Raw genomic sequence first — 24642 nt, 5'->3', positions numbered from 1 at the left:
ACGAGCGCCTTCGAGAACAATTCCGTCTGTCTATCTGGTTTCTTTGGCTCATGTACAAGCACGATCTGGTCTACCTCACTGAGGATGCGTCGCACGACGCCGTTATCGAACTCATCAATGAAGAAGCATTCGGTCCCGGTCGGTTTACCCGTGCTGCTGCGCGGATTCGCGAGCAGGGACCGCATGACCGCACGCTGTCCTTCATCTGCGCCGACGATGGCGAGACGATCGCCTCGGTGCGCATGACACCGGTCCTGGCCGGTTCGGTCAAGGGTCATTTGCTCGGGCCGCTTGCCGTCAGGCCCTCGCACAAGAACAAGGGTATCGGCCGCGAGCTCGTGCGGATCGCTGTCGAAGCGGCCAAACGCAAGGGGTCGGAATGCGTCATCCTTGTTGGCGACCCGCCTTATTATGGCCCGCTCGGCTTCGAAAAGGTCGCTTACAACGCCCTGGCCTTCCCGGGGCCTGTCGATCCCAACCGCGTTCTCGTCGTGCCGATTGCCGCCGACACGCATGAGCGGCTGCATGGCCCTATCATTTGGCGGGATGATTCCGCTTCGATCGTCGAGGTCGAAGGCGAGGATTTTGATGAAGTCATGCCGCTGACGGCGATTGCGGTCTAGGCCTTTACGCCGGATGCAGAAAACGTCGCCCTGTTGAGATCAACGGGGCGATAGTTTTTTCTGCAGGAAGAAGCGGCTGCGGCCAACCGGGAAATCCGGCAACTCGCCGAAGATCTCATAGCCTTGCCGCTGATAGGCGCGCAGCGCCTGCGGATTGAACGTATCGATCCAGGCTGCGAAACAGCCGCGGGCTATCGCTTCCGTTTCCGCCGCATCGAGCAGTTTGCTCGCCATGCCCTGGCCACGCAGGGTTTCCGGCACGAACAGCAATTGCGTGAACAACCATCCCCAGCCGGTATAGCCGGAGATTCCGCCAATAGTCTCGCCGTTCTCGTCGCGGATCAGCACCCCCAGCGGCCGGCGTTCGGATGGGCCGATATCGGCGGCATTGAAGGCGATCAGGCCGCTGGTGATCGTAGCCAGATCGCTTTCGGAAGGGGTATCCGTTACATCGATTTTTGTCATCATGTCACCGTCCTTCGCGCCACCAGGTGGCGGAGAAGGCAAAGAGCAGGGCGGCGAGACCGGCAAAACCCGCGAACAGGGGCAGCGTATTGATCCCCTTCAGCACGGTTTCGTCAGTCATGCGGACGGTCAGACGCTGGCCGTCGGCGACGCGAACCGCGCCACGAACCGGCAGGATCTGTGGAACCGTGACGCCGCCATTGGCGCCGGCGACACGGGTGACGAGACCCTTGGTCTTCTGGGCTAGCGGCTTCAGCGTCTCGGTGGTCGAGATCATCGCCTTGAACTCCGGAGCATCAATGGCACCGATATGGACAAGCGTCGAGAGGTTGCCATTGGCGACCTGGTAGAGCCCGATCTCGTCCATATGTTTCTCGGCCTGGTAAAGCCCCGGCTGCGTCTGCTTCAGCGGCAAGCTCTGCGTCTTGCCGGAGGGCGATTTGATCGTGGCGGGGCCTGGATCGTCACCGACAGTCTGACGTGTCACCTGCACCGTGCGGCCGGCGGCATTTGCCGTCAGTGCCTCTTCTTCCAGCGCCGGCTCCTTCAGCAGCCAATGGGCTATGCGCCGATAGAGCGACACATGCGGACCGCCGCCTTCGAAGCCACGTGCCCAAAGCCAGCCCTCATCGGAAAGCAGCATGGCGACGCGGCCCTGGCCGACGCGATTCAGCACCAGCAACGGGCTGTTGTCGGCGCCGACCATCACGGTCTGGCCCTGCGGCTTTTCAACGTCGACGCTGCGGAACCAGCGGCCCCAATGCGGCGGCTCCGTGTCGGAGCCATCCAGCCCGCGCGTGACAGGATGCTTGCGGCCCTGATCCGAGAGGCGCGGATAGAACGGCTTCTCGATCATCTGTCCCGTCGGCTCGGCCGGAAGAACCGAGGCGAGCGGCGTCAGAGCAATCGAATTGCCGCCGGAATGTTCGGGGCCGGCCGCCACGAGCAATGCACCGCCGTTTTCCACGTATTGGGCCATGTAATCATAATAGATCGTCGGCAGGACGTTTTGACGGTCCTGGTAACGGTCGAAGATGATCAAATCGAAAGAGCTGATCTTGTCGACGAAGAGTTCGCGCGTCGGGAAGGCGATCAGCGACAGTTCGTTGATCGGCGTGCCGTCCTGTTTGTCCGGTGGGCGCAGAATGGTGAAGTGCACGAGATCGACGGAGGCGTCGGATTTCAACAGGTTGCGCCAGGCGCGCTCGCCGGCATGCGGTTCGCCCGACACGAGCAGGACACGCATGTTCTGGCGGATGCCCTCGATCAGCTGGACCGTCTGATTGTTGACGGGCGTCACTTCGCCCGGCACTTCGGCCACGGAGAATTCGAGAACATTGTTGCCGGCACGCGGCACCTTGAAGCTGAAGGGCGTATCCTGGCCCGGTGTCGCCTGCAGCGTGGCAATCTCGTCGCCATTCATCTTGACGGTTACGTCCGCGAGGCCGCCGGGGCTCTTGCCGTCGTCGACGACATGAAAGACCAGCTGCTGCTCCTCGTTGACGAGACCGAAGCGAGGGGCGCGGACGATTTCGATGCGGCGATCGAACTCGTCCGGCTTGCCGGTGATCAGCCCATGGATGGGCGCGTCGAAGCCGAGCTGCTGGTTCACGCCGGGAATGTCGTGGATCTGGCCATCGGTCAGGAAGATCGCGGCACCGATCCGGGCAGGCGGTACGTCCGCGATCGCCGAGGAGAGGGCGGCGAAAAGCCGTGTCGAGGGAGAGTCCGATTCAGCCGGGTCGCGCGCCTCGACAATGCGGGGCTCGATCCGCGGGAATTGCGCCAGCCGGTCCTTGAGCATCGCCAGGGCGTCGTCTGTCATCTTGGTACGTTCCGGTGTGTCCTGGCTCAGGCTGCGGTCGACGACGACGGGAACGATGGTGGTGAGCTGATCGCGGTCTTCCTGCATCAGCACGGGATTTGCGAGCGCGAGCAGCAGCGCGGCGCCGGCGAGCGCGCGGATCCAACCGCCGCGCAGGCGCCGATAGATCGCAAGCGCAGCGATGGCGAGGGTCAGCACCGCAAGAGCAGCCAGTATCGGCCAGGGCAGGAATGGGGCAAAACCGATATTCATCTTATTGCCCCAACCGTTGCAGGATATCCGGGATGTGCACCTGATCGGCCTTATAGTTTCCGGTCAGCATGTACATCATGATGTTGACGCCGGTGCGGTAGGCATATTCACGCTGGGTTTCGTCCGGAGGCACGGTCGGCAGCAAAGGCGTGCCGTTATCGTCCACGGCCCAGGCGCCTGCGAAGTCATTGCCCGTGATCATGATCGGCGTCACGCCATCGGAGGATGCCACGGCGTTGCCGTCGCGCCGCGTATCCTGCCGCGCCTCGATCCAAAGCGGGCTGTCGGCATAGCGGCCGGGAAAGCTCGACAACAGGTAGAAGGACTTGGTGAGCACGTGCCCTGACGGCACGGGTTCGAGAGGCGGGATGTCGAGGTTGGCGAGAATCTGTTGCAGCCGCTGGCCGTTCGGGCTAGGCGACGATGTGTCGCCCATCGTATCGATGGCATCGCGAGTGTCGAAGAGCACGGTGCCGCCGTTGCGCATATAGGCATCGATGCGGTTGATTGCGTCATTGGACGGCATCGGCGCTGTCGCCGATATCGGCCAGTAGATCAGCGGATAAAAGGCGAGTTCATCCTTTGCCGGATCCAGTCCCACCGGTGGCCCGGGCTCCAGGGTCGTTCGATATGTCAGGTAATCGGAGAGGCCGGCAAGACCGCGCTCGGAAAGATGGTCCACCTCGGATTCGCCTGTGACGACATAGGCAAGATGCGTCTTGTCCAACCGCGAATATATGGTGTCGTCGCCGGGCTTGGAATCATTGGCGAGAGCGGTCGCAGGATGCAGGAAGACGGCGACCGAGATCGCCAGCATCAGCATTGCCGCGCCGCCGGCCATGGTTTTCGTCGATCTGCCAAGACGGGGGAAGGCGCCGTTCATGAAGAGGACGATCAGGCTGTCGGCAAGCAGGACAAGGAAGGCGAGGGTGAAGAGGATCGGCTTGGCCGACCATGCCTCGCCACCGATGAGGCCATCCCTTGTCACCGTGCCCGTCGCTGAGGCATCGAGTGGCTTGAGCGTGGCGCCGGCGGGCAGGATGTTCAGTGCGGTAAAGCCCTCTTCGGAGCCGTAGAGGCCCGGTGGATTGTCGAAACTGGCAACGGCCGCGCCCTTGATGCCTGGTTCCAGCGGACGGGCGGTGCCGATCTCGCTTGTCAGCACGCCCTTGGCGGTGAGAAGCCGGTAAGGTGGCATTGCCTCGGCCGTCTTGGCTGCGCCTTCCGCCGATGCGACGCCGCCGGAGCGCGACAGCTGCACGAGCCGGCGCAGCATTTCAACGAAATCGCCCGAGATCGGCAGGTCCGACCATTGCGGCTCGGCGCTGACATGGAAAAGGACGATGCGGCCAGCCTGCATCTGCTTCTCGGTGACCAGCGGTGTCCCGTCCGCAAGGCTTGCCCAGGTGCGTTCGGCAAGATCAGGCGTCGGCTCGGCCAGAACCTGCCGCTTGACCAGCACATTGGTGGGCTTCTGCATGCCGGCGAAGGGGCCGAAGGCGGGGAAGTCAGCCAATGGCTGCGGCTCGGCCCAGGAGAGGGCGCCGCCGAAGGTGCGCTCGCCCTGCCGCAAGGTCACGGGAACAAGCGGGTCATCGGTCGGCGCTGCGGCCAGGCGGGGGCCGGCGAAGCGGACGAGCGTGCCGCCATTTTGAATCCAGCGCTGCAACGGAGCGTAGCTCTCCTGCGGCAGGCGGCCGACATCGGCCATGATCATTATGGACGGATTGCCTGCGAGCAGTTCGGGGATCGACTTTGCCAGATCGGCGCTGTTGGGCTGGATCAGGTCCGCGTAGGGCTGCAGGGCGCGCTGGATATAGTAGAGCGGCGACAGGATCGGCTGGAATTCGTCGGCCGCCTGTCCGGAAAGAAGCGCAACGCGGCGGCGGCGAAAGCCGTCGTCGAGAAGGTGCACCGAGCCGGCGCTGGCGTAGCGGTCGACGCTGATGCGGGCGAAATCGTTGCGCATCTCGAACGGAGCGGCGATCAAGCCGCTGGCAACCGTTTGGCCGCCCGCGAAATCGAGCGAACCGGCGGCGATGGGCCGGCCCTGATTGTCCTGCGCCGTCAGTCCGAGGCGCAGCGGGCTGGTGCCGTTCAGCCGTGTTGCCGTAACGGTCATGTCACTGGCGTTATTGGCTGCGCCGGTGATTGCGAGAACATCGCTGCCGTCACCTTCAATCAGGCGCAGTTCGCTCGGCTGAAGGGCGGAAAGCCGATTGACGATGTCGTCCTTGTCCTTGCTCTCGATACCGTCGGAGATGAAGGCGACCGTACCCGGCTTGCTGCCGTTGAGCGCGGCCTTCACCGCGTCGACGGCGCGCTGGCGGTCGGGCACCAGCGGTCGCGGGTTCATCGCATGCAGCTTGTCGCGGGCTGCGGTCGCGGCACCCGGCGTCGCGTCATTGCCTTGCTCGGCAGTGAAGGCGATCGAGACCGGAATGCCCTTGGCGTCGGCATCGTCGATGAGCGCATCGGCTGTTCGGACGCGGCGCTCCCAATCCGAGGCGCTAGCCCAGCTATTGTCGATCATCAACACCAGCGGACCGCCACTCGACAGGGTGTTGGTGCGCGGATTGAACATCGGATTGGCGACGGCGAGGATGACGAGTGCGGCGAGCAGCATGCGCAGCAACGTCAGCCACCATGGGCTGCGCGCCGGCGTTTCCTCGCGCTTGAGGATCGTTGCCAGAATACGCAACGGCGGAAAGACTTCCGCGCGGGGCTGCGGCGGTGTCAGGCGCAGGAGCCACCAGATCACCGGAAGCAGGACCAGAGCTGCGAGGATCGCCGGCGAGGCGAATGCGAAGGAAAGACCGGTCATGGCTGTCCTCCTGGCGCGACCCTGGAAGGCATGCCGGAGAGGTACATGTGGACGGCCACCAGCGCTTCCGATGCCAGACGGTCGGTACGATGATTGACGAAGGTCCAGCCGAGATGACGCAGCGATTGACCAAGGTTTTCGCGACGGGCGAGATAGGCGCGCTGATAATCATCTCGCAGATTTTCCGCGCGGCCGGCGATCAGCTTCGAGCCGGTTTCCGGATCGCTGAACTCGGTGCGACCGCTATAAGGGAAGATTTCCTCGGCGGGATCGGCAACTTCGACGACATGGCCGCGCAAGCCGCGTCGCGCCAGAGGTCCGATGCGGCTCATCACGCTGTCGGCGTCATCCAGAAAATCGCCGATGAGCACGATATCGCTCCAGCCGCGGATCATCGCCGTCTGCGGCAATCCGCCTTCGAGCGGCGTATGCATCAGGGCGGCCGCCAGCCGTTCGGCGGCGTTGCGGGTCGAGACCGGCTCCATGATGCCGGGGCAGCCGATGCGCTCGCCGGACCGGGACAGGATTTCCGCAAGCGCCAGCATCAGCACCAGCGCGCGGCCCTCCTTGGAAACATGGCCGTAGGTCGATTTATACATCATCGATGGCGAGAGGTCGGCCCAGAGCCAGATCGTGTGGGCGGCTTCCCATTCGTGATCGCGGATATAGGTGTGATCGTCGCGGGCCGAGCGGCGCCAATCGATGCGCGAGAGGCTTTCGCCCTCGCTATAGGGACGGAATTGCCAGAAGTTCTCGCCGATGCCGCGCTTGCGCCGGCCGTGCCATCCGGCAATGACCGTGTTGGCGATGCGCTTGGCTTCCACGAGGCAATCCGGCACGAGGGCGGCGCGACTGCGGGCACGGGAGAGCGCATCATTGCCTGAAGTCGGTCTGACGATCTGTCCGATGGATGCCACGCGTTTAAATTCTCCTCGACCTCAAGCTTATGGTCTCGACTGCTTTACCAGCCCTGCAATGACATCGCGCACGGACATGCCTTCGGCGCGGGCGGCAAAGGTGAGCGCCATGCGGTGCTCAAGCACGGGTTCGGCGAGCGCATGCACGTCATCGATCGATGGCGCGAGCCGGCCCTCGTAGAGCGCGCGGGCGCGGGCGCAGAGCATCATCGCCTGGCCGGCGCGCGGACCCGGGCCCCAGGCAACGTGCTTGTCGGTCGAGGCATTGCCCTGACCGGGACGGGTAGAGCGCACCAAAGACAGGATCGCGTCGACTACCCCGTCGCTGACCGGCATCTGGCGGATCAGTTGCTGGATTTCCAGCAGGCGTTCGGCCGTGATGACGGCTTGCGGCGTTGCTTCACTGAGGCCGGTGGTTTCGAGAAGAATACGGCGCTCGTCGGCCAACTCGGGATAATCGACATCGACCTGCAGCAGGAAGCGGTCGAGCTGCGCTTCAGGCAGGGGATAAGTGCCTTCCTGCTCCAGCGGGTTCTGCGTGGCGAGAACGTGGAACGGCGCGGGAAGGTCGTAGCGCTGGCCGGCAATCGTCACGTGATATTCCTGCATGGACTGCAGCAGTGCCGACTGCGTGCGCGGCGAGGCGCGGTTGATTTCATCGGCCATCAGCAACTGCGCGAACACCGGTCCCTTGACGAAACGGAACGAGCGGCGGCCACTTTCGTCCTGGTCCATCACTTCGGAGCCGAGAATGTCCGACGGCATCAGGTCGGGCGTGAACTGCACGCGGCTGGAAGCAAGGCCGAGGACCGAGCCGAGCGTGGTCACGAGCTTGGTCTTGGCGAGGCCGGGCACGCCCACAAGCAGCGCGTGGCCGCCGGCGAGCACGGCAAGCAACGTGTTTTCCACGACGCTTTCCTGACCGAAAATGACCTTCGAGACCTCTTCGCGGATGAGGGCGATATCGCTCAACGCCTTTTCGGCGGATGCGATGATGGCCTGCTCGTCGAGGCTCGTATCGGTCGATTTGATCATGCCCATTTGCGTCTCCAATGGCAGAAAAACGGTGCGCGCGATTCGCAGACCTTACACATTTGCCTCATAATCAATACAACTTATCGCCACGAACATGGCTGACAAGCACGTTTCGAATGACTATCTCGTGAGAAACTGTCGTATTCGTGACTAACGGCGAACCGGGACGGAAGAATGGCAACCGAAGACATCAGGACGACAGGTGATGCAGCGAGCCTTGCAGCGCTGATTTCCCGTGCTGCGGGCGATAGCGGCGGTCGAAAGAAGGGCCTGCCGCCCGTCGATCGTTGGGATCCGCCGTTTTGCGGCGATATCGACATGGAAATTCGCGCCGACGGCACCTGGTACTATCTGGGCACGCCGATCGGCCGCGCGCCGCTGGTGCGGCTGTTTTCCACCGTGCTGCGCAAGGATGCGGACGAGAAGACATATCTCGTCACGCCTGTGGAAAAGGTCGGGATCCGCGTCGTCGATGCACCCTTCGTTGCCGTCGAGATGAGTGTGACGGAGCGCGACGGCCGGCGTGTGCTGACGTTTCGCACCAATGTCGGCGATGTCGTCGAGGCGGGCAGGGAGCATCCGATACGGTTCGTCATCCGTGGCGAAAACGATGAGTTGAAGCCCTATCTGCATGTTCGCGGGCGCCTGGAGGCGCTGGTGACGCGTGCGGTGATGTATGACCTCGTCGAACTCGGCGAGCCCGTGGAGATTGCCGGGCGGGAAATCTTCTGCATACGCTCCGGCAGCTCCATCTTTCCCGTCATGCCGGTTGCCGAGCTGGATGCCCTGACGCGATGAGCGAATTCCCCCTCTATTCTGCGGATGAATTTCGCCGTCGTGCCCTGCATCAAAGCGGTGGTCCCGTCGAATTTGCCTGGCGAGATCATGGCGATCACATTCTCAATCCTGAAACAATATCGCAAGTCGAAGGTCTGAAGCTGAAAGATGCCGCCGTGCTCGTGCCGGTCGTCGACAGCGGCGACGATGCCAAGGTGATTTTCACGCTCAGGACATCGACCTTGCGCAAGCATTCAGGCCAGATCGCTTTTCCTGGTGGCGCCATCGATCCCGAGGACGCTTCACCGGAAATGGCTGCCGTGCGCGAGGCGGGCGAGGAAATCGGGCTTGCGGATATTTTCATAGAGCCCGTTGCGCGGCTCCCGCATTATCTGGCGGCTACCGGCTTTCGCATCACGCCAATCCTGGCCGTCGTAAAGCCCGGCTTCGACTTGGCCCTTAATCCGACCGAGGTGGAGGATGCCTTCGAGGTGCCGCTCTCCTTTCTGATGGACCCGGGCCATCATGCGACCGACACCATGCTCTGGCAGGGCACCGAGCGCCACTTCTATCGCATGCCCTATGGGCAGCGGATGATCTGGGGCATTACCGCGGGCATCGTCCGCACGCTTTATGAAAGGCTTTACACATGACGTCCGTTGCCGGCGAGACATGGTTCCGGGATGAGGCGCTGGGGCGGGTTCTATCCTTGCTCAATGCCGATGGCGGCGAGGGCCGCGTCGTTGGGGGTGCCGTGCGCAACAGCCTCATGGGCCTGCCGGTCGCCGATATCGACATCGCAACGACGTTGCTGCCGGAGGCTGTTGTCGAAAGAGCAAATGCAGCGGGTATCAAGGCGGTGCCAACAGGCATCGCGCATGGAACCGTCACCCTGGTCATCGACGGAAAGCCGTTCGAAATCACCACCTTGCGCCGGGATGTGGAGACGGACGGGCGCCGCGCACTCGTTGCCTTCAGCGAGGACTGGCAGGCGGATGCGGAACGCCGCGACCTGACCATCAATGCGCTTTATGCGTCGGCTGATGGCGAAGTGGTCGATCTTGTTGGCGGGCTTGCCGATCTGGAGCGTCGGAATATCCGCTTTATCGGCGACGCTGCGACCCGGATCGCGGAGGACTATCTGCGCATATTGCGCTTCTTCCGTTTCTTTGCGCATTACGGCAGCGGCCGGCCGGATGCGGATGGGCTGCGCGCCTGCGCCGGCGCGCGATCGAAGATCGCGACGCTGTCGGCCGAGCGTGTCTGGTCCGAGATGAAGAAGCTGCTCTCGGCCAACGATCCCGGCCGGGCTCTGCTCTGGATGCGCCAGGTCGGGATATTGACCGAGGTTCTGCCGGAAACGGAAAAATGGGGCATTGATGCCGTTCCGGCTCTGGTGGCCGCCGAACAGGCTCTCGGCTGGCCGGCCGATCCCCTGCTGCGACTGGCAGTTATCGTGCCGCCGGATGCTGCGAGACTGGCCAAGCTGGCGGAGCGGTTGCGGCTTTCGAAAGCGGAGGCTGCCTATCTGCAGGCCTGGGCGACTGCGCCTGTGGTCAAGGACGATATGTCGGAAGCTGGCTTCGATCGCCTGCTGTATCGCCATGACCCCATGGGGGTTGCGGCGCGGCTGAGACTGGCGCTGGCCGTTGCACGCGGCAAGGCGGAGGGCGATTTCGAAGAAATGGCGCGCAGCGCACGGATCGGCAAATTGCTGCAGCGAACCGAAAAATGGAAAAAGCCTGCTTTCCCTCTCAGCGGGGCGGACGTGCTTGCCGCCGGTGTTGCGGCAGGCCCTAGGGTCGGAGAATTTCTCAGCACGCTCGAACAGGAATGGGTGGAAGCTAACTTTGCCGCGGACCGGGCAAAACTGCTCGCCCGGCTGAAGGATCTGGCGAACGCCTGACGGCAGCAAGCCGATCAGGCGGCCTGCGCCTCATCACGAATACGCGCCTTGATGTTGTCGACCATATTTTCGCGGACGATCGTTTCGCCATGGGCATCGCGCATATGCTCGACGGCACGGCGAACTACTTCGGCATCGTCCTTGGCGCGTGTGTGCCAAGCGCAGCCGGGTACCAATGTACCGCATTCGAAAAGTCGCATGTCTTCCTCCTGAGATTGAACGCAGTGGGGTCCCTCATGTCGAAGGACACGAAGTTAAACGCAACGGGCAGGAAAAGGTTTCCCCGTCCGGCAGGCTCCGTTGCTTGCCGGACGCGGTCTTGCGAATCTCAGTCCGGCATCGCCCAGGACTTGAAGCAGTCCGATGACTGATATCTGGTCATGGGCGCCTGTTTTGAGGGACGATCGGCCGCCATGCGGGCGACATCGCTTGGCGACTTACCCGCCAGCTGCATCCTCACCTGCTCGATGAAGCAGGAGAGCGGCAGATCGGAGCCGCTGCGGACCCGCATATCCTCTGCCAGCCGGATGACGAATTCCGGACTATCGACTGTCCGCGAAAGCTTCTCTTCCTTCGAAACTTCCGTGGCTTGATTCAGTACTGCCATTGCAACCTCCTCCGATTGAAACGAGCATTACGTAACCTAGGGTCTTCTCCCGTCGATTTCAGGGCCTGCCTGATCATTTTATTTTGAACGCCTAAAGTACATCGCGACCTCCAAGGTTCGCTCTCTGCACTTCAGGTCTTCTTCGCCGCGTGCCGCCGTCGCAAAACGGCTGCACGCCCTTGCGCGACGGGCCTTAGGGCCAGCGCACCACCGGGGGCAGAGACGACAGGATCGACTCGACGTTGCCGCCTGTCTTCAGCCCGAATATTGTACCGCGATCGTAGAGCAAATTGAACTCCACATAGCGTCCGCGACGGATTAATTGCTCGTCGCGATCCTCTTCGGTCCATGTCTCGTTGAAATTCGAGCGGACGATGCGCGGATAGACCATCGAGAAGGCGCGGCCGACGTCGCGGGTGAAAGCAAAATCAGCATTCCAGCCGCCGGCTTCCTCTTCCGAATGCAGCCAGTCGAAGAAGATGCCGCCAATGCCGCGCGCTTCGTTCCTGTGCTTCAGGAAGAAATATTCGTCACACCAGCTTTTGTAGCGCTGATAATCGGCGACGGCGTGCCGGTCGCAAACGATCTGCATGGCGCGATGAAAAAGGGCGCTGTCCGGATCTTCCTGGGTACGGCGGCGATCGAGAACGGGGGTCAGGTCGGCGCCGCCGCCGAACCAATGGCTCGTGGTGACGACCATGCGCGTATTCATGTGCACGGCGGGCACGTTCGGATTGACGGGGTGTGCGATCAAAGACAAGCCAGATGCCCAGAAGCGTGGATCTTCCTCCGCGCCTGGTATCTGGCTACGGAAATCGGGAGAAAATTCGCCGTAGACGGTCGAGGTATGGACGCCGACTTTCTCGAAGACACGGCCTTCCATCATCGACATGCGACCACCGCCACCCTGGCCTTTTTCCCGCTGCCAGTCCTTGGCGACGAAGCGTCCCGGCTCCTGATCGGAGAGGGGGCCGGCAAGCTCGTTTTCCAACTGCTCGAACTCGGCGCAGATCGCGTCGCGCAGGCTTTCGAACCAGCTTCGCGCCGCCTCTTTCTTTGCTTCAATATCCTCGGGTAGTCCTTTGGGAAGGTTGGGTCGTTCCATGCATGCTCTCCGACAGTGCGAGCAGCCGGCGGCCCGCGATTCGCACCGTATGTATCGTGATTTTGAATAGCAGCAACACTGCGGCGCAACCAGTGCGGCGGCATGGAGGAGAATCGACTCGCAAATTTTTCGATGCGGTATTATGTTCCCTCACATTGGCGAGGTTTTATCATGAAGATACCCGGACCGCCGCCCCTTGATGGGCTGAGAAGCAGAATATTCCGCTATCGGCAGGAACATCCCGCCGGCGGAAAGAGCGAGTTCGTTCGCGAGACTTTTTGTCTCAGTCGGCCGGATGCGCGCGCCAAGGCGCGCGAATGGTTCGATGAATTCCCGAAGGCCGCATATTGGACCGAAGTCGAAAGCTGGCGTCAGATCGACGGCGATCGCATCGAGTTCACCATGAGGCGCTTGCCGTCGGCGGATTGAACCGGACGGAACAGAAGCTTGCAGCGGCAGGCGATCAGCCTGCCGTGATGTTTACTGTGTGCTCCGCAACCGGCTCTCGATCAGCAATCCGCTCTCGTCCAGGATCGGATGGGCAACCGATACGATATGCGCGTTGATGCGCTTCAGATCGCGCAGCATGTCGAGATGCAACGAGCTGGTCTGCAGGCTGTCGATACGGCCATCCCGCAATCTTTCGAGATGACGCTCGGAGGATTGCTTTTCGAGCCGGCGCACGTCCACCTTCACTTCCATCAACTGCTTGGCGAGATTGGAATCGCGCGTCACGAGGATGGTCTGGGCGATGCGCAGATTGTCGATCGTCAGGCTGAAGAGGCTTCGCAGTTCACGATAGCCGTCGTCTGAAAAGGTGAGGCCCTTGCCGATCTTCTTCGCCACCTGCTCGGCAAGACCCTTTTCCACGATATCGCCGATGTGTTCGAGGTTGATGGCATAATCGATGATAACGATGGAGCGGCGGCCGTTCTCGGGATCGAGCCCATCGCGCCCGAGCTTCGACAGATAGATCTTCACCTCCTGCTGGATCTGGTCGACGCGCTTTTCAAGAATGGGAATTTCCTTCAGGGGAGACAGGTCATTGTCGTTGAAGGCGTTTTCGGTGCGGATGAGCATGCGTTCGATGAGATCGCCGACGCCCAGCACCTCGCGTGTGGCGCTTGCAAGTGCCACGACAGGCGTGTTCAGCGCCTGCTGATCGAGAAATTTGGGGCCGTCATCGGCTTTTGGATCGTCATGCACAACCCTGAGCATGGTTCTCGAGAGCAGGCTTGAGAAGGGCCAGGCGCAGATGGCAAGGGCGATATTGAACAGTAGGTGAACATCCACGGGCAGTTTGGCCGGCGAGAAATGCAGGCTCTGCATCCAGTCGCCGATATAGCCCGCGAGCGGCAGAACGATGAGGCAGCCGATGGCGCGCACGATCAGATTGCCGAGCGTGACGCGCCGCGCAGTTGCCGGGCCCGAGAGTGTCGCCATGACGGGCGGAACCGCACCGCCAAGATTGGCGCCGAGCACGAGCACGACGGTCAGGGCCGGAGAGAGGATGCCGGTGGATGCCAGCGACAGGATGAGGACGACGACGGCAAGACTTGAAGAGGACACGAAGGCCAGCACCGCCGAAAAGATCAAGGCCACCGGTAGCGCGCCGTCAAGCAGGCCGATGAAAGCGCCAAGCGCTGCGGATTGCCGCATCGGCGCGGTCGCCATACTCAGCAGCTGCAGCGACAGCAGCATGAGCCCGATGCCGATCAGCGCCGCGCCGGCACCTTGCTGGGCGGTCGACGATCGGCGGTAGAAGACGATGCCGATGAGAATGATGAGGGGGGATAGCCATTCGATGCCGGTTGCGACGATCCATGCCGTGACCGCCGTGCCGACATTGGCGCCGAGCAGCACGATCTGCGCCATGCTTGGTAAAACGAGATCGCGTTCGACGAAGGAGGCGATCATCAGAGCCGTTGCCGTTGAGCTCTGTAAAGCAATGGTCGCCGCGAAGCCGGACGCGAAAGATCGCGCACTGCTGCGGGTGCCCTTGGCAAGGCCAGTTCTGAGACGGGCACCGAAGGCGCGGGACACGCCGTCCTTTACCTGCGCAAGGCCGAACAGCAAAAGGCCGACGGCACCGAACAGGTTGATCATGACAATGGTTGATTCCATCTTTTTCTAGTTCTTTCTCATGCCGGCATGTCGTCAATGAATCCGAAAGCGATAATAACCTACTGAAAAGGCATGGATTTCAGCATGTAATCGTGTTGGATGAGAAACGGCTGTTTTGCTCGCCGGCTAAGCATTATACGCTTGCCGAAACCTTAGTCCACCGTCGCTTGCGACATATTTGGTCAGTAATTGCGCATGGCCCAATTCAATGTGGCTTGGGCGGCTGCAATTCATCCGGTGAGCCGGGCTCAATCTGCGGCGGGTTGGGCAAGCTGCCGGCGGCGAAGGCCTTCTTGACCTCTTCGATCGTTGCGGATCTCGGTTCCGGGCTTGTGGCAGCTAGGAGCGCGGCCGTTTCTGCAACTGTCGACCATAGCTCTCCCGAGGATTTGCCATCACGTTCTTTGGCATGCCCTTTAGCTGTCATCGGCGACGTTGCCAGGATGTCCCTGAGTGCCGATGTTACGGACAAATGCCCGTTCAGATCCGTGTTCGTGTGGTGCCATGCATGCGAGATGCGTCGATCGGCGTGGATGAAGGCGCGTGAATTCATCTCGCCGAACCAGTCCCAATCACCCATGACATCGACGACATCGGTGAAGGCCGGCGGCATGGCGATCCGCGCGCCTATCGTCACGATCTTCATGTTTCGGGCCAGTTTCTCGATCCGCGCTTCATCTTGTTTGCACAGCTCGTGCAGGGCGGCGGATAGTACGAGGTTGCCCTTGGAATGGCCGGTGAGCAGGCGGAAGGAGAGGCGGGGGTCGGCAAGGAGCGCTTGCACTGTCCGGGTGTCGAGGCTGGTGCGTGCAGCCGGTCCGTTGCTCTGCGCCCCGACTTTTGGGCGGCCGGCAAGATCGTCCAATGTTTCCAGGAACGGACGCAGCCCTTTCAGATGGCCGAAGAAAAACAGCCCGCCGAACGCCTCGGTAATGACATCGGCGATGCCATAGCCGGAGACGACAACGGCGACCGGCCCCTGGATCGCGTCGGCGACGTTGCGGGCAAAAGCTGCCGCGCCAAGCGCCGAACCACCGATGCCTGCGACGGCAAGGGCCTGCACCCTGGCGCCACCGCGCAGCACGAATTCATCCACGGTCTCGCAGAGGCTGATCGCCGCGCCGCCGCTCGGCGGGACGATCATGATTGCACCTTCGGCGGCCAGAGAATCGCTGATGTAGAAGGCCTCTTCCGGCGTGATCACCTTGATGTCGTAAAACATCGCGTCGAGCGCGAGATTTCGCTGGCGGAGACCTTCGAGTGCGAGATTTCGGCCGGGCGAACGCTGCAGCCGCTCGGGGAGGCTCAAGCTGCGTGCGAACTGTGTAAGAGAAAGTGTGAATGCCGTCTGGAACATGGGTCACCTCGCCAAGGCTGCCTGAGTTAGAGCATTCCAGGGAGAAGCTTCTCACACTTTATTCGGCGTGCCAACGCCTATCGGGGTGCGACATTCGGGCTCGCTACCGGCATCGGCGACCATTGCGTCTGCCGCAGGGCTTCACCTGATATCATGGCGGCCGACATGGCGACGTTGATGGAGCGCTGGCCTTCGACCATCGGGATTAGAATGCGGCCGTCGGCCTTGTCGTGGACATGCTCCGGCACGCCGGCGCTTTCGCGGCCGAAGAGAAGAATATCGTCGCTGCGGAAGGTGAAATCGGTATAGCGCCCGGCCGCCTTGGTGGAGGCCAGCACCAGCCGTCGCCCGCTTTCCAGGCGCCATGCCTCGAAGCGCTCCCAGTTGACGTGTCTGGTAAGGCTGACGGCTGCAAGGTAATCCATGCCGGCGCGCTTCAGGTTGCGGTCGGATATGTCGAAGCCGGCCGGCTCGATGATGTCGACACCAAGGCCGAGGCAAGCGGCCAGACGCAGGATCGTGCCGGTGTTGCCGGGAATGTCGGGCTGATAGAGGGCGATACGAAGCATGGTCATGGGTTGCAACTAGCGAAATCGCCCGGATTTGTCTTCGATTTTCCATGAGGTTTCGACTTTTGTGATGTCTTCCATCAGCAGAATTGAAGATTTCAGCCCATTTTTAAGGCATATTTCGCTTTTCAAAGCGGAGAATACGCGCTAGAAGACGGGCGCTCTACAACTTGCGAAAGAGGAGGCTCAGATGGATATCTCGTTTGTGATGATGCGCCTCCGTGCCGTAGACCCACGGCTCTGATCAAGGCGCTCCCGGGCGCACTTTCGCAGTAAAAAACCCCCTTTCGATCCATTTCGCGGCCAGCGTGGCCTCGTTCTTTCATCGCCCGGCCACCATATCAGTCTGCGACCTTTAGGTGCAGCGGGTGGCCAAAAGGTCGAGTCTCTGGAGCATTTCAATGTTTGGCTGGTTTGAACGCCGACTAAATCCATTTCCGAGCGAGATACCGGACGCTCCGCCGCGCGGTCTTGTTGCCTTCTGCTGGCACTATACCAAACCGGCCGCGCCCTGGCTGATTGCCATGAGCGTCCTCACCATGTCGATCGCGATCGGCGAGGTGGCGCTGTTCCAGTTCCTCGGTGATATCGTCGATTGGTTGACGAAGGCCGATAGGGCGACCTTCCTGCAAACGGAATGGACCAAGCTTTTCTGGATGGGGGCGATGGTGCTTGTCGGCCTGCCGCTGGCGGCTGCGCTCGACAGCTTCATCATGCACCAGGTGCTGATCGGCAACTACCCGATGATCGCGCGCTGGCAGATGCATCGCTTCCTGCTGCGCCACAGCATGACCTTTTTTGCCAATGAGTTCGCGGGCCGCGTCGCCACAAAGGTGATGCAGACCTCGCTTGCTGTGCGCGAAACCGTCATGAAGCTCCTCGACGTTTTCGTCTACGTGGTCACGTACTTCCTGTCGATGATCTTCGTCATTGCAATGGCGGACTGGCGACTGGTGATTCCGATCGTGATTTGGCTCGGCATTTACATCGGTATCGTCTCCTACTTCGTGCCGAAGCTGCGCAAGATCGCCGCGCAGCAGGCCGATGCGCGCTCCACGATGACGGGACGTGTCGTTGACAGCTACACCAACATCGCGACGGTGAAGCTGTTTTCGCATGCGGGCCGCGAGGAGAGCTACGCCCGGGCCGGCATGGAGGAATTCCTCGACACCGTGCACAAGCAGATGCGCAAGATCACGCTGTTCAACGCCGCTGTTTACACCAACAACTGCGCGGCCTTGTTCGTCGTCTCGGCACTGTCGATCTGGTTCTGGCTCAACGGCTCGATCGCGGTCGGTTCGATCGCCATCGCCATCGGCCTTGCCATGCGCATCAACGGCATGTCGCAATGGGTGATGTGGGAAGTCTCGGCGCTCTTCGAAAACATCGGCACCGTCTATGACGGCATGGAAATGATGACCAAGCCGCATGATATCGTCGACCAGCCGGCGGCCGCACCGATCACGGCCAAGCAGGGCGCGATCCGCTTCGACCACATTCGCTTTCACTACGGCAAGGCGAAGGGTGTCATCGAGGATCTGAGCCTGGATATCCGTGCCGGCGAAAAGGTCGGGCTAGTCGGTCGCTCAGGCGCCGGCAAGACGACGCTGATGAACCTGCTGCTCCGGTTCTACAATCTGGAGAGTGGACGCATCACCATCGACGGCCATGATATCGCCGAGACGACGCAGGACAGCCTGCGTTCGCTGATCGGCGTGGTGACGCAGGATACCTCGCTGCTGCACCGCTCGATCCGCGACAACATCGCCTATGGGCGTCCGGACGCGACCGACGAAGAGGTGATCCAGGCGGCCAAGCGCGCCAATGCCTGGGAGTTCATCGAAGGTCTGGTCGACATGCAGGGCCGTGCCGGGCTCGATGCACAGGTTGGCGAGCGTGGCGTCAAGCTCTCCGGCGGCCAGCGGCAGCGCATCGCGATCGCCCGCGTCTTCCTGAAGGACGCGCCGATCCTGGTGCTCGACGAGGCGACCTCGGCGCTCGATTCCGAAGTGGAAGCGGCGATCCAGGAAAACCTCTTCGCGCTGATGCACGGCAAGACGGTGATCGCCATCGCGCATCGCCTGTCGACGCTGACCGAGATGGACCGCCTTATCATTCTCGACAAGGGCCGGATCATCGAAACGGGCACGCATCAGGAGCTGGTCGAGAACCGCGGCATCTACGCCGAGCTCTGGAGCCGCCAGTCCGGCGGTTTCCTCGCCGACCACGAAGAGGCCGAGGCGGCAGCGGAGTGATTGATCAAGCAACCGGGGCGCTGTGGCGCCCCGGTTGCTGTTCTAGCGGTCTTCCCGACCGTGCCATATTCGCAGGATGAAAACAGTCGATCCGACAATTTCGTAGCGCATTTCATACGCGCCCACCACGATGCGCCTGACGTCACGAGGCTCGAATTCCTGAAGTCTTTCGCCAATGCGCGGGTGTTGAAGCAGCTGTAGCGGAGCAGCCGACGGAGTTTGTACGGTTCTTATAGCGACGGGCTTATTGACCAGTGCCAGAAAATCATGGACGCGGATCAAGTCGGATTGCGCTTTTGCAGTCCACTTGATTTCCACTAGCGAGACCGCTCTTCGTCTTCCGGCTCGCCCAAGCTGCGCACCCACTCCTCAATGACCTGATGGTCAACAACATTGCCGGCATCGACATCGGACAAGGCTTCAATGGTCAGCCTATGGCGCTCTTCCTGTAACTCGACCCAATTGTTCAATACCTGCTTCACGATCCATCCACGGGAGCGCTCCAGCCGGGCAGCTATCTGGTCGACTTTTTCCGCCAATGACAACGGCACGTGTGCCGTAAGAACTTTTGTATCGGCCGTCTTGTTGTTCATTTCTATCGCGTCCTAACTCTCGCTGGAGGATAGCGGGTGCGATGAATATTGCATAGCTATTTATCAATTTTAATCTTTTTGATTAGGATTGATTACACTGTTTCAACGCCGAGGAATTCGAGCGCAAGTGGCGAAACATGAACAAAATATAACCTTTGCCGGGGTGAGCCTTCACTTTGCGTGTGCTCGGAAATTCCCTATATCGCTCGCATGCTCATCCGTTCCGTGTACCGCCTGTTCGAGACCTGGATTGATCCCTACTATCGCAGCGGCGATCTCAGGCCGCCGCGGTCGCTCGGGGCCTTCATCTGGTATTATGTCGGCCAGGCGAAAGGGCCGTTCCTGGCAATGGCGGCGCTCGGTGGGGCGGTGGCGATGCTGGAGGCCGCGCTCTTCTGGTTCGTCGGCCACCTGGTCGACATTCTCGACAAGGTGAAGCCGGGCGAGGGTTGGAGCGGATTGCTCGCCGGCCATGGCGAGGCGCTTCTCGGCATGGTCTTCGTCGTGCTCGTTGTCCGCTTCGTCATCGTCAGCCTCGGTGCGCTCGTCGAGGAACAGGTGGTCGTTCCCGGCTTCCTCAATCTTGTGCGCTGGCAGGCCTACCGGCATGTGGCCAGGCAATCGGTCGAATTCTTCCAGAACGATTTTTCCGGCCGGGTCGTTACCAAGGTCTGGTCGGCGGGGCAGGCGACAGGCGATCTTGTCGTGTCGCTGCTGCAGGTGGTCTGGTTCATCATCATCTACGCCGCCTCGACTATCGCACTGGTCGGTGGTCTCGACTGGCGGCTGGCGCTGGTGATCACGATCTGGATCGGCGTCTTCTCGCTGCTCGCCCGCCATTTCGTGCCGCGCATCCGGCAGCATGCGCGCAATGCCGCAGAGGCATCCTCGATGCTGAACGGCAGCATGGTCGACGCCTATGCCAATATCCAGACGCTGAAGCTCTTCGGACGGGAAGAGCAGAACGACGATTACATTCGCAGGGGTTTTGACCGCTTCCAGGCCGCCGTCATGCCCTTTACGCGGCTGCTGACCGGCGTGCGTTCGTCGCTGGCGCTGCTGTCGGGCGTGATGATCACCACCATCGGAGCGCTCGCCGTGCACCTCTGGCTGTCGGGCGAGATCTCGACCGGTGGCGTTGCCTTCACGCTCAGCATGGTGCTGCGGCTCAACATGCTCTTCGGCCGCATGATGTCGCAGTTCAATGCCATCATGCGCAATCTCGGCACGATCCAGAATTCGGCTGAGATGATTTCCGAGCCGATTGGCCTGGTCGATCGGGCTGATGCCAAGGATCTGACAATAACAGGCCCGGAAATCCGTTTCGAGAATGTGACTTTTCACTATGGGCGCGGCGGCGGCATCATCGATAATTTCTCTCTCACCGTGCGTGCGGGAGAGAAGGTCGGTATCGTCGGCCGTTCAGGGGCGGGCAAGACGACGTTGGTCAATCTGCTGCTGCGCTTCTACGACCTTGAAGGCGGCCGCATCCTGATCGACCGCCAGAATATTGCCGATGTGCGGCAGGAGTCACTGCGCGGTGCTATCGGAATGGTGACGCAGGATACCGCGCTTCTCAATCGATCCATTCGCGACAACATCCTCTTCGGTCGGCCGGATGCCAGCGACGAGCAGATGGTGGAAGCGGCACGACAGGCCGAGGCGGACAAGTTCATCACCACCCTGGAGGATCAGAAGGGGCGGGCTGCCTATGCCGCCCATGTCGGCGAGCGCGGCGTCAAGCTTTCGGGCGGCCAGCGCCAGCGCATCGCCATCGCCCGTGTCATGCTGAAAGACGCGCCGATCCTTGTGCTCGATGAGGCGACGTCGGCATTGGACTCGGAGGCCGAGGCGGTCCTGCAGGCCAATCTCGATACGCTAATGAAGGGCAAGACCGTTCTGGCGATCGCACACCGGCTTTCGACCATTGCCAAGCTCGATCGGCTCATTGTCATCGACAGGGGCGAGATCATCGAGGAGGGGACACACGACGAGCTGATCGCTCGCGGTGGCCTCTATTCCGAATTGTGGGCGCGTCAGTCCGGTGGCTTCATCGCGGCGGAAGCCGACTAACCAAAATCGATAAACTGGCGATGAAGGTCCTTCGATATCAACGCCTTATTGAGGAACGTCGAACTCCGTCATCAGGCCGAAATGGTTCGAGCCCATGGCATCCGGAATCTGCTCGACGGATATCAGCCGCAGCGGTGCGCGAGCGAAGACATGATCGATGGCGATGCCATAGGCGCCGGCTTCGATCGGCCAGGTCGCCGGTTCGGGAAGGACATGGCGCAGGCCGGTCGCGGCCAGAAACTCACGCATGTCGGGCGCAATAACGGAAGCATTGAAATCCCCGGCCAGGATCAGCGGGTCGCTCATGCCATTGACGCGCCGGGCGAGGAGATCAAGTTCGTTTTCATGGAAGTCGTCGAAATAGGGCTTGCTCAAATGGGTCGTGACGAAATTGACCGGCTGCCCGTCCATGTCGATATTCGCCAGGATGAAGCGATTGTTCCAAAGGCCGCCAATGCTGCGGATTTCCTGTGTGCGGAACGGTCTTTTCGATAGCAGCAGGGAATCGCAGTCCGGCGTCATCGCGCCGCAGCCGATGCGATAAGGATAGAGCTGCGTGATGCGGTCCATCTGTGACAGGATCGGCTCCGCCTCGAAAATTTCAACGACATCAGCCTGCGAGGCGAGGATGAAGTCGGCAATGCGTGCGCCGTTTTCGAAATTGTCGTTCTCAATGTTGAACGAGAGAAGCTTGTAGCGTTTGGCTTGCGCCGAGGGCGTCTCCGCGATCGCCGGGGCGGCAAATTCCCGCAGCATCACGACGGAATGGACGCAGAGCGCTATGCCCGCCGCAAGGATGAGCGCCGCGTACCAGTGTCGCTTGAAGATGAGCGCGATCAAGGCAAGGGCGATCGCCACCAGGCTGAAATGGGTCTGCAGGCTTTCAAAGAAGGCCAGTATCCACAAATGGACGGCATAACGAGCCGCCAGAATGCCGACCGCAAGAGTGGAAAGGACTGAGAATACGCAGTAGGCCGTATGTTTCATCAAGCGTCTCAAGTCTCAAATTGCAGCATTATATCAGCGCTGCGCGATTATCGCGTCGGCTGATAAATCGTGCATGAAGTGCATGCGGCTTTCGGAGGCGGAAAGGCGAGGGTTGTCAAAGCCTGCCGGTGAATTCTATTTATATGTGCTGCGATGCAGCATGAAAATCATTGTTTATTTCGCTCTGCAACATAAAAAACTGTCATGCGAATTGCTTGCTTTTTCATGATCTTAACGTCCTGGCGCGGGCAAGGAAGATCTGAGGCTCGGTCCTTGCGACGCAATAGCGCAGTTTTGCCGCGACATTGTGCCCTCTCCCCTTGCCAAGACTGGACATAATTTGCGATGAAGCTTAGAACGCAGCGGGTTACGGAGGAATCTATGGCGGAATTATGGTCGCCACGATTCGCTGTTGGTGAGGGGTACCGCGGTTTTGCCGTGGTTTGCGGGAAGAGGATGTGCAGCGTTGAGCGAGCATAGTACGACAAGTGAATCCACCGGCGAGCCAACTCGTCGCGATTTCCTTTATTTGACGACCGGGATGGCCGGCGCAGTCGGCGCGGTTGCCGTCGCGTGGCCGTTTATCGATCAGATGCGGCCGGACGCATCGACACTCGCTCTTGCTTCCATCGAAGTCGACGTGTCGAGCCTCGAGCCTGGCATGTCCCTGACGGTGAAATGGCGCGGCAAGCCCGTTTTCATCCGCAACCGGACGCAAAAGGAAATCGACGATGCCAAGGGCACGCAGATTTCCGAACTGAAAGATCCCATCGCCCGCAATGCCAACCTTCCTGCCGACGCGCAGGCGACCGATGTCGCCCGTTCAGCCGGCGACGGGAAGGAAAACTGGCTCGTGATGATCGGTGTGTGCACCCATCTGGGTTGCATCCCGCTCGGTCAGGCAGGGGAATACGGCGGGTGGTTCTGTCCCTGTCATGGTTCCGTCTATGATACCGCCGGTCGCATCCGCCATGGGCCTGCGCCGCAAAACCTCTTCATACCGCAATATGCGTTCACGTCTGAAAAGAAGATCAAGGTCGGTTGAGGGGGAGCTGAATCATGAGTGGTCATTCGTCTTACGAGCCATCCACAGGGCTCGAAAAATGGGTAGACGCGCGGCTTCCACTGCCGCGTATGGTCTACGATAGTTTCATCGCCTATCCTGTCCCGCGCAACCTGAACTATGCCTATACGTTCGGCGCCATGCTGGCCGTCATGCTGGTTCTGCAGATCCTGACCGGCGTCGTGCTTGCCATGCATTATGCGGCGGATACGACGGTCGCCTTCAACTCGGTCGAAAAGATCGTGCGTGACGTCAATCACGGCTGGCTGCTGCGCTACATGCATGCCAACGGAGCGTCCTTTTTCTTCGTCGCCGTCTATCTGCACATCGCCCGCGGTCTCTACTACGGCTCCTACAAGGCGCCGCGCGAAATCCTCTGGATCCTCGGCGTGATTATTTACCTCCTGATGATGGCAACGGCCTTCATGGGCTACGTTCTGCCCTGGGGCCAGATGTCCTTCTGGGGCGCGACCGTCATCACCGGCTTCTTCTCGGCCTTCCCATGGGTGGGTGACTGGATCCAGACCTTCCTGCTCGGTGGCTTTGCCGTCGACGATCCGACGCTCAACCGCTTCTTCTCGCTGCATTATCTGCTGCCGTTCATGATCGCGGGCGTTGTTATCCTGCACATCTGGGCGCTGCATGTGACCGGCCAGACGAACCCGACCGGCGTCGAGGTCAAGCTGAAGACCGATACCGTGGCCTTCACGCCCTATGCAACGTTGAAGGATGCGCTTGGCGTTTCCGTCTTCCTGCTGGTCTTCGCCTATTTCGTCTTCTACCTGCCGAACTTCCTCGGTCACGCCGACAACTATATTCCGGCCAACCCGCTGAAGACGCCGGCCCACATCGTTCCGGAATGGTACTTCCTGCCGTTCTACGCGATGCTGCGCTCGATCACCTTCAACATCGGACCGATCGACTCCAAGCTCGGCGGCGTTCTGACAATGTTCGGCGCGATCATCGTGCTGTTCTTCCTGCCATGGCTCGATACGTCGAAGATCCGTTCGGCCGTCTATCGTCCCTGGTACAAGCTGTTCTTCTGGCTGTTCATTGCCGACGCCATCCTGCTCGGCTGGCTTGGCTCGCAGCCGGCGGAAGGCGTTTACACCACGGCAGCTCAGTTCGCGACGCTGTTCTACTTCCTGTTCTTCCTCGTCGCCATGCCGGTGCTCGGCCTCGTCGAGACCCCGAGGCGCGTTCCAAACTCGATTACGGAAGCGGTTCTTGAAAAGCAGAGCGGTAAAGCTGCCGCTCCGGCGCAAGCATAACCGGCGATAGAGGA

At 60.9% G+C, this 24642-nt stretch carries 23 protein-coding genes; 9 read left to right on the top strand and 14 right to left on the bottom strand.

What is annotated here, in order from left to right; genetic code table 11:
* Positions 1 to 50: 50 nt before the first annotated feature.
* Complete coding sequence (locus A6U86_RS07415) at positions 51 to 623, top strand: GNAT family N-acetyltransferase (protein ID WP_068388395.1); 573 nt, start codon at positions 51 to 53, stop codon at positions 621 to 623.
* Between the two features lie 39 nt (positions 624 to 662).
* Here the strand turns inward: A6U86_RS07415 and A6U86_RS07410 are convergent, their stop codons facing one another.
* Genes A6U86_RS07410 through A6U86_RS07390 form a run of 5 tightly spaced genes read right to left on the bottom strand, consistent with a single transcriptional unit; the run spans position 663 to position 7947 of the window.
* Entirely contained in the window at positions 663 to 1088 is a 426-nt protein-coding gene (locus A6U86_RS07410) for an N-acetyltransferase (protein ID WP_068388651.1), read from the bottom strand.
* 4 nt (positions 1089 to 1092) lie between these two features.
* Positions 1093 to 3165: a hypothetical protein gene (locus A6U86_RS07405; RefSeq protein WP_068388392.1), complete on the bottom strand. Its 2073-nt coding sequence runs from the start codon at positions 3163 to 3165 to the stop codon at positions 1093 to 1095.
* Between the two features lies 1 nt (position 3166).
* Positions 3167 to 5989: a DUF4159 domain-containing protein gene (locus A6U86_RS07400; RefSeq protein ID WP_068388389.1), complete on the bottom strand. Its 2823-nt coding sequence runs from the start codon at positions 5987 to 5989 to the stop codon at positions 3167 to 3169.
* Entirely contained in the window at positions 5986 to 6906 is a 921-nt protein-coding gene (locus A6U86_RS07395) for a DUF58 domain-containing protein (RefSeq protein ID WP_068388385.1), read from the bottom strand. Before A6U86_RS07395 ends, A6U86_RS07400 begins: the two co-directional genes overlap by 4 nt.
* A 27-nt stretch (positions 6907 to 6933) precedes the next feature.
* Positions 6934 to 7947 (bottom strand): MoxR family ATPase, encoded by a 1014-nt coding sequence (locus A6U86_RS07390; protein ID WP_068388383.1) that lies wholly within the window; start codon positions 7945 to 7947, stop codon positions 6934 to 6936.
* A 168-nt stretch (positions 7948 to 8115) separates the two neighbouring features.
* On the opposite strand from A6U86_RS07390, the gene A6U86_RS07385 reads away from it, so the two are divergent.
* The 3 genes from A6U86_RS07385 to A6U86_RS07375 are packed head-to-tail and all read left to right on the top strand — an operon-like array spanning position 8116 to position 10624.
* Entirely contained in the window at positions 8116 to 8739 is a 624-nt protein-coding gene (locus A6U86_RS07385) for a DUF1285 domain-containing protein (RefSeq protein WP_068388380.1), read from the top strand.
* Positions 8736 to 9371 carry a CoA pyrophosphatase gene (locus tag A6U86_RS07380; protein WP_068388377.1) on the top strand — a complete coding sequence of 212 codons (636 nt, stop codon included), beginning with the start codon at positions 8736 to 8738 and terminating at the stop codon, positions 9369 to 9371. The genes A6U86_RS07385 and A6U86_RS07380 overlap by 4 nt, the downstream gene beginning before the upstream one ends.
* On the top strand, positions 9368 to 10624 hold the full coding sequence (locus tag A6U86_RS07375; RefSeq protein ID WP_068388373.1) for a CCA tRNA nucleotidyltransferase: 1257 nt from the start codon (positions 9368 to 9370) through the stop codon (positions 10622 to 10624). The genes A6U86_RS07380 and A6U86_RS07375 overlap by 4 nt, the downstream gene beginning before the upstream one ends.
* Positions 10625 to 10638: 14 nt before the next feature.
* Here the strand turns inward: A6U86_RS07375 and A6U86_RS07370 are convergent, their stop codons facing one another.
* From A6U86_RS07370 to hemF, 3 genes are all read right to left on the bottom strand, one after another.
* Entirely contained in the window at positions 10639 to 10824 is a 186-nt protein-coding gene (locus tag A6U86_RS07370; RefSeq protein WP_068388371.1) for a DUF1059 domain-containing protein, read from the bottom strand.
* A 128-nt stretch (positions 10825 to 10952) separates the two neighbouring features.
* A complete protein-coding gene (locus tag A6U86_RS07365; RefSeq protein WP_068388369.1) occupies positions 10953 to 11231 on the bottom strand; it encodes a hypothetical protein in 279 nt (92 codons plus the stop codon).
* A 193-nt stretch (positions 11232 to 11424) separates the two neighbouring features.
* Positions 11425 to 12336 carry an oxygen-dependent coproporphyrinogen oxidase gene (hemF, locus tag A6U86_RS07360; RefSeq protein WP_068388367.1) on the bottom strand — a complete coding sequence of 304 codons (912 nt, stop codon included), beginning with the start codon at positions 12334 to 12336 and terminating at the stop codon, positions 11425 to 11427.
* Positions 12337 to 12504: 168 nt separating this feature from the next.
* Between hemF and A6U86_RS07355 the strand changes: the two genes are divergently transcribed.
* On the top strand, positions 12505 to 12765 hold the full coding sequence (locus A6U86_RS07355) for a hypothetical protein (protein ID WP_068388647.1): 261 nt from the start codon (positions 12505 to 12507) through the stop codon (positions 12763 to 12765).
* 51 nt (positions 12766 to 12816) lie between these two features.
* Here the strand turns inward: A6U86_RS07355 and A6U86_RS07350 are convergent, their stop codons facing one another.
* The 3 genes from A6U86_RS07350 to A6U86_RS07340 all read right to left on the bottom strand — a co-directional run bounded on the left by A6U86_RS07350 (position 12817) and on the right by A6U86_RS07340 (position 16392).
* On the bottom strand, positions 12817 to 14460 hold the full coding sequence (locus A6U86_RS07350; RefSeq protein WP_068388365.1) for a Na/Pi cotransporter family protein: 1644 nt from the start codon (positions 14458 to 14460) through the stop codon (positions 12817 to 12819).
* Between the two features lie 205 nt (positions 14461 to 14665).
* Positions 14666 to 15817 carry a hypothetical protein gene (locus tag A6U86_RS07345; protein ID WP_068388362.1) on the bottom strand — a complete coding sequence of 384 codons (1152 nt, stop codon included), beginning with the start codon at positions 15815 to 15817 and terminating at the stop codon, positions 14666 to 14668.
* Between the two features lie 77 nt (positions 15818 to 15894).
* Positions 15895 to 16392: a tRNA (cytidine(34)-2'-O)-methyltransferase gene (locus A6U86_RS07340; protein WP_068388359.1), complete on the bottom strand. Its 498-nt coding sequence runs from the start codon at positions 16390 to 16392 to the stop codon at positions 15895 to 15897.
* 395 nt (positions 16393 to 16787) lie between these two features.
* Between A6U86_RS07340 and A6U86_RS07335 the strand changes: the two genes are divergently transcribed.
* Positions 16788 to 18641, top strand: coding sequence for an ABC transporter ATP-binding protein (locus A6U86_RS07335; protein WP_068388356.1), 1854 nt, complete (start codon positions 16788 to 16790; stop codon positions 18639 to 18641).
* Between the two features lie 42 nt (positions 18642 to 18683).
* On the opposite strand, the gene A6U86_RS07330 is transcribed toward A6U86_RS07335, so the two are convergent.
* Both A6U86_RS07330 and A6U86_RS07325 read right to left on the bottom strand, forming a co-directional pair.
* Positions 18684 to 18959 carry a type II toxin-antitoxin system RelE/ParE family toxin gene (locus A6U86_RS07330; RefSeq protein ID WP_068388353.1) on the bottom strand — a complete coding sequence of 92 codons (276 nt, stop codon included), beginning with the start codon at positions 18957 to 18959 and terminating at the stop codon, positions 18684 to 18686.
* The gene (locus tag A6U86_RS07325) at positions 18959 to 19234 is read right to left on the bottom strand and encodes a CopG family ribbon-helix-helix protein (protein WP_068388350.1); all 276 of its coding nucleotides are present in this window, start codon (positions 19232 to 19234) and stop codon (positions 18959 to 18961) included. Before A6U86_RS07325 ends, A6U86_RS07330 begins: the two co-directional genes overlap by 1 nt.
* Positions 19235 to 19444: 210 nt before the next feature.
* Here A6U86_RS07325 and A6U86_RS07320 point away from each other — a divergent pair, with 210 nt between their 5' ends.
* Positions 19445 to 21307, top strand: coding sequence for an ABC transporter ATP-binding protein (locus tag A6U86_RS07320; protein ID WP_068388346.1), 1863 nt, complete (start codon positions 19445 to 19447; stop codon positions 21305 to 21307).
* A 45-nt stretch (positions 21308 to 21352) separates the two neighbouring features.
* On the opposite strand, the gene A6U86_RS07315 is transcribed toward A6U86_RS07320, so the two are convergent.
* Complete coding sequence (locus A6U86_RS07315; protein ID WP_068388343.1) at positions 21353 to 22294, bottom strand: endonuclease/exonuclease/phosphatase family protein; 942 nt, start codon at positions 22292 to 22294, stop codon at positions 21353 to 21355.
* 466 nt (positions 22295 to 22760) lie between these two features.
* Between A6U86_RS07315 and petA the strand changes: the two genes are divergently transcribed.
* Both petA and A6U86_RS07305 read left to right on the top strand, forming a co-directional pair.
* Positions 22761 to 23339, top strand: a complete 579-nt coding sequence (petA, locus tag A6U86_RS07310) for a ubiquinol-cytochrome c reductase iron-sulfur subunit (RefSeq protein WP_068388340.1) — start codon at positions 22761 to 22763, stop codon at positions 23337 to 23339.
* A gap of 14 nt (positions 23340 to 23353) precedes the next feature.
* On the top strand, positions 23354 to 24628 hold the full coding sequence (locus tag A6U86_RS07305) for a cytochrome b N-terminal domain-containing protein (protein WP_068388337.1): 1275 nt from the start codon (positions 23354 to 23356) through the stop codon (positions 24626 to 24628).
* The last annotated feature ends 14 nt before the right edge of the window (positions 24629 to 24642 follow it).

The organism is Rhizobium sp. AC27/96, from assembly GCF_001692325.1.
Lineage (GTDB): Bacteria > Pseudomonadota > Alphaproteobacteria > Rhizobiales > Rhizobiaceae > Rhizobium.
Note: the sequence above shows the minus strand (reverse complement) of the source record. Positions and strands in the feature narration are given on the sequence as shown.

Excerpts from the sequence above, each read along its gene's own strand:
- A6U86_RS07390 (WP_068388383.1), bottom strand. The coding sequence starts at position 7,947 with ATGGGCATGATCAAATCGACCGATACGAGCCTCGACGAGCAGGCCATC.
- A6U86_RS07400 (WP_068388389.1), bottom strand. The coding sequence starts at position 5,989 with ATGACCGGTCTTTCCTTCGCATTCGCCTCGCCGGCGATCCTCGCAGCT.
- hemF (WP_068388367.1), bottom strand. The coding sequence starts at position 12,336 with ATGGAACGACCCAACCTTCCCAAAGGACTACCCGAGGATATTGAAGCA.
- A6U86_RS07340 (WP_068388359.1), bottom strand. The coding sequence starts at position 16,392 with ATGACCATGCTTCGTATCGCCCTCTATCAGCCCGACATTCCCGGCAAC.
- A6U86_RS07380 (WP_068388377.1), top strand. The coding sequence starts at position 8,736 with ATGAGCGAATTCCCCCTCTATTCTGCGGATGAATTTCGCCGTCGTGCC.
- A6U86_RS07415 (WP_068388395.1), top strand. The coding sequence starts at position 51 with ATGTACAAGCACGATCTGGTCTACCTCACTGAGGATGCGTCGCACGAC.
- A6U86_RS07405 (WP_068388392.1), bottom strand. The coding sequence starts at position 3,165 with ATGAATATCGGTTTTGCCCCATTCCTGCCCTGGCCGATACTGGCTGCT.
- A6U86_RS07370 (WP_068388371.1), bottom strand. The coding sequence starts at position 10,824 with ATGCGACTTTTCGAATGCGGTACATTGGTACCCGGCTGCGCTTGGCAC.
- A6U86_RS07335 (WP_068388356.1), top strand. The coding sequence starts at position 16,788 with ATGTTTGGCTGGTTTGAACGCCGACTAAATCCATTTCCGAGCGAGATA.
- A6U86_RS07410 (WP_068388651.1), bottom strand. The coding sequence starts at position 1,088 with ATGACAAAAATCGATGTAACGGATACCCCTTCCGAAAGCGATCTGGCT.
- A6U86_RS07375 (WP_068388373.1), top strand. The coding sequence starts at position 9,368 with ATGACGTCCGTTGCCGGCGAGACATGGTTCCGGGATGAGGCGCTGGGG.
- A6U86_RS07350 (WP_068388365.1), bottom strand. The coding sequence starts at position 14,460 with ATGGAATCAACCATTGTCATGATCAACCTGTTCGGTGCCGTCGGCCTT.
- A6U86_RS07365 (WP_068388369.1), bottom strand. The coding sequence starts at position 11,231 with ATGGCAGTACTGAATCAAGCCACGGAAGTTTCGAAGGAAGAGAAGCTT.
- A6U86_RS07320 (WP_068388346.1), top strand. The coding sequence starts at position 19,445 with ATGCTCATCCGTTCCGTGTACCGCCTGTTCGAGACCTGGATTGATCCC.
- A6U86_RS07345 (WP_068388362.1), bottom strand. The coding sequence starts at position 15,817 with ATGTTCCAGACGGCATTCACACTTTCTCTTACACAGTTCGCACGCAGC.
- A6U86_RS07315 (WP_068388343.1), bottom strand. The coding sequence starts at position 22,294 with ATGAAACATACGGCCTACTGCGTATTCTCAGTCCTTTCCACTCTTGCG.
- A6U86_RS07325 (WP_068388350.1), bottom strand. The coding sequence starts at position 19,234 with ATGAACAACAAGACGGCCGATACAAAAGTTCTTACGGCACACGTGCCG.
- A6U86_RS07305 (WP_068388337.1), top strand. The coding sequence starts at position 23,354 with ATGAGTGGTCATTCGTCTTACGAGCCATCCACAGGGCTCGAAAAATGG.
- A6U86_RS07385 (WP_068388380.1), top strand. The coding sequence starts at position 8,116 with ATGGCAACCGAAGACATCAGGACGACAGGTGATGCAGCGAGCCTTGCA.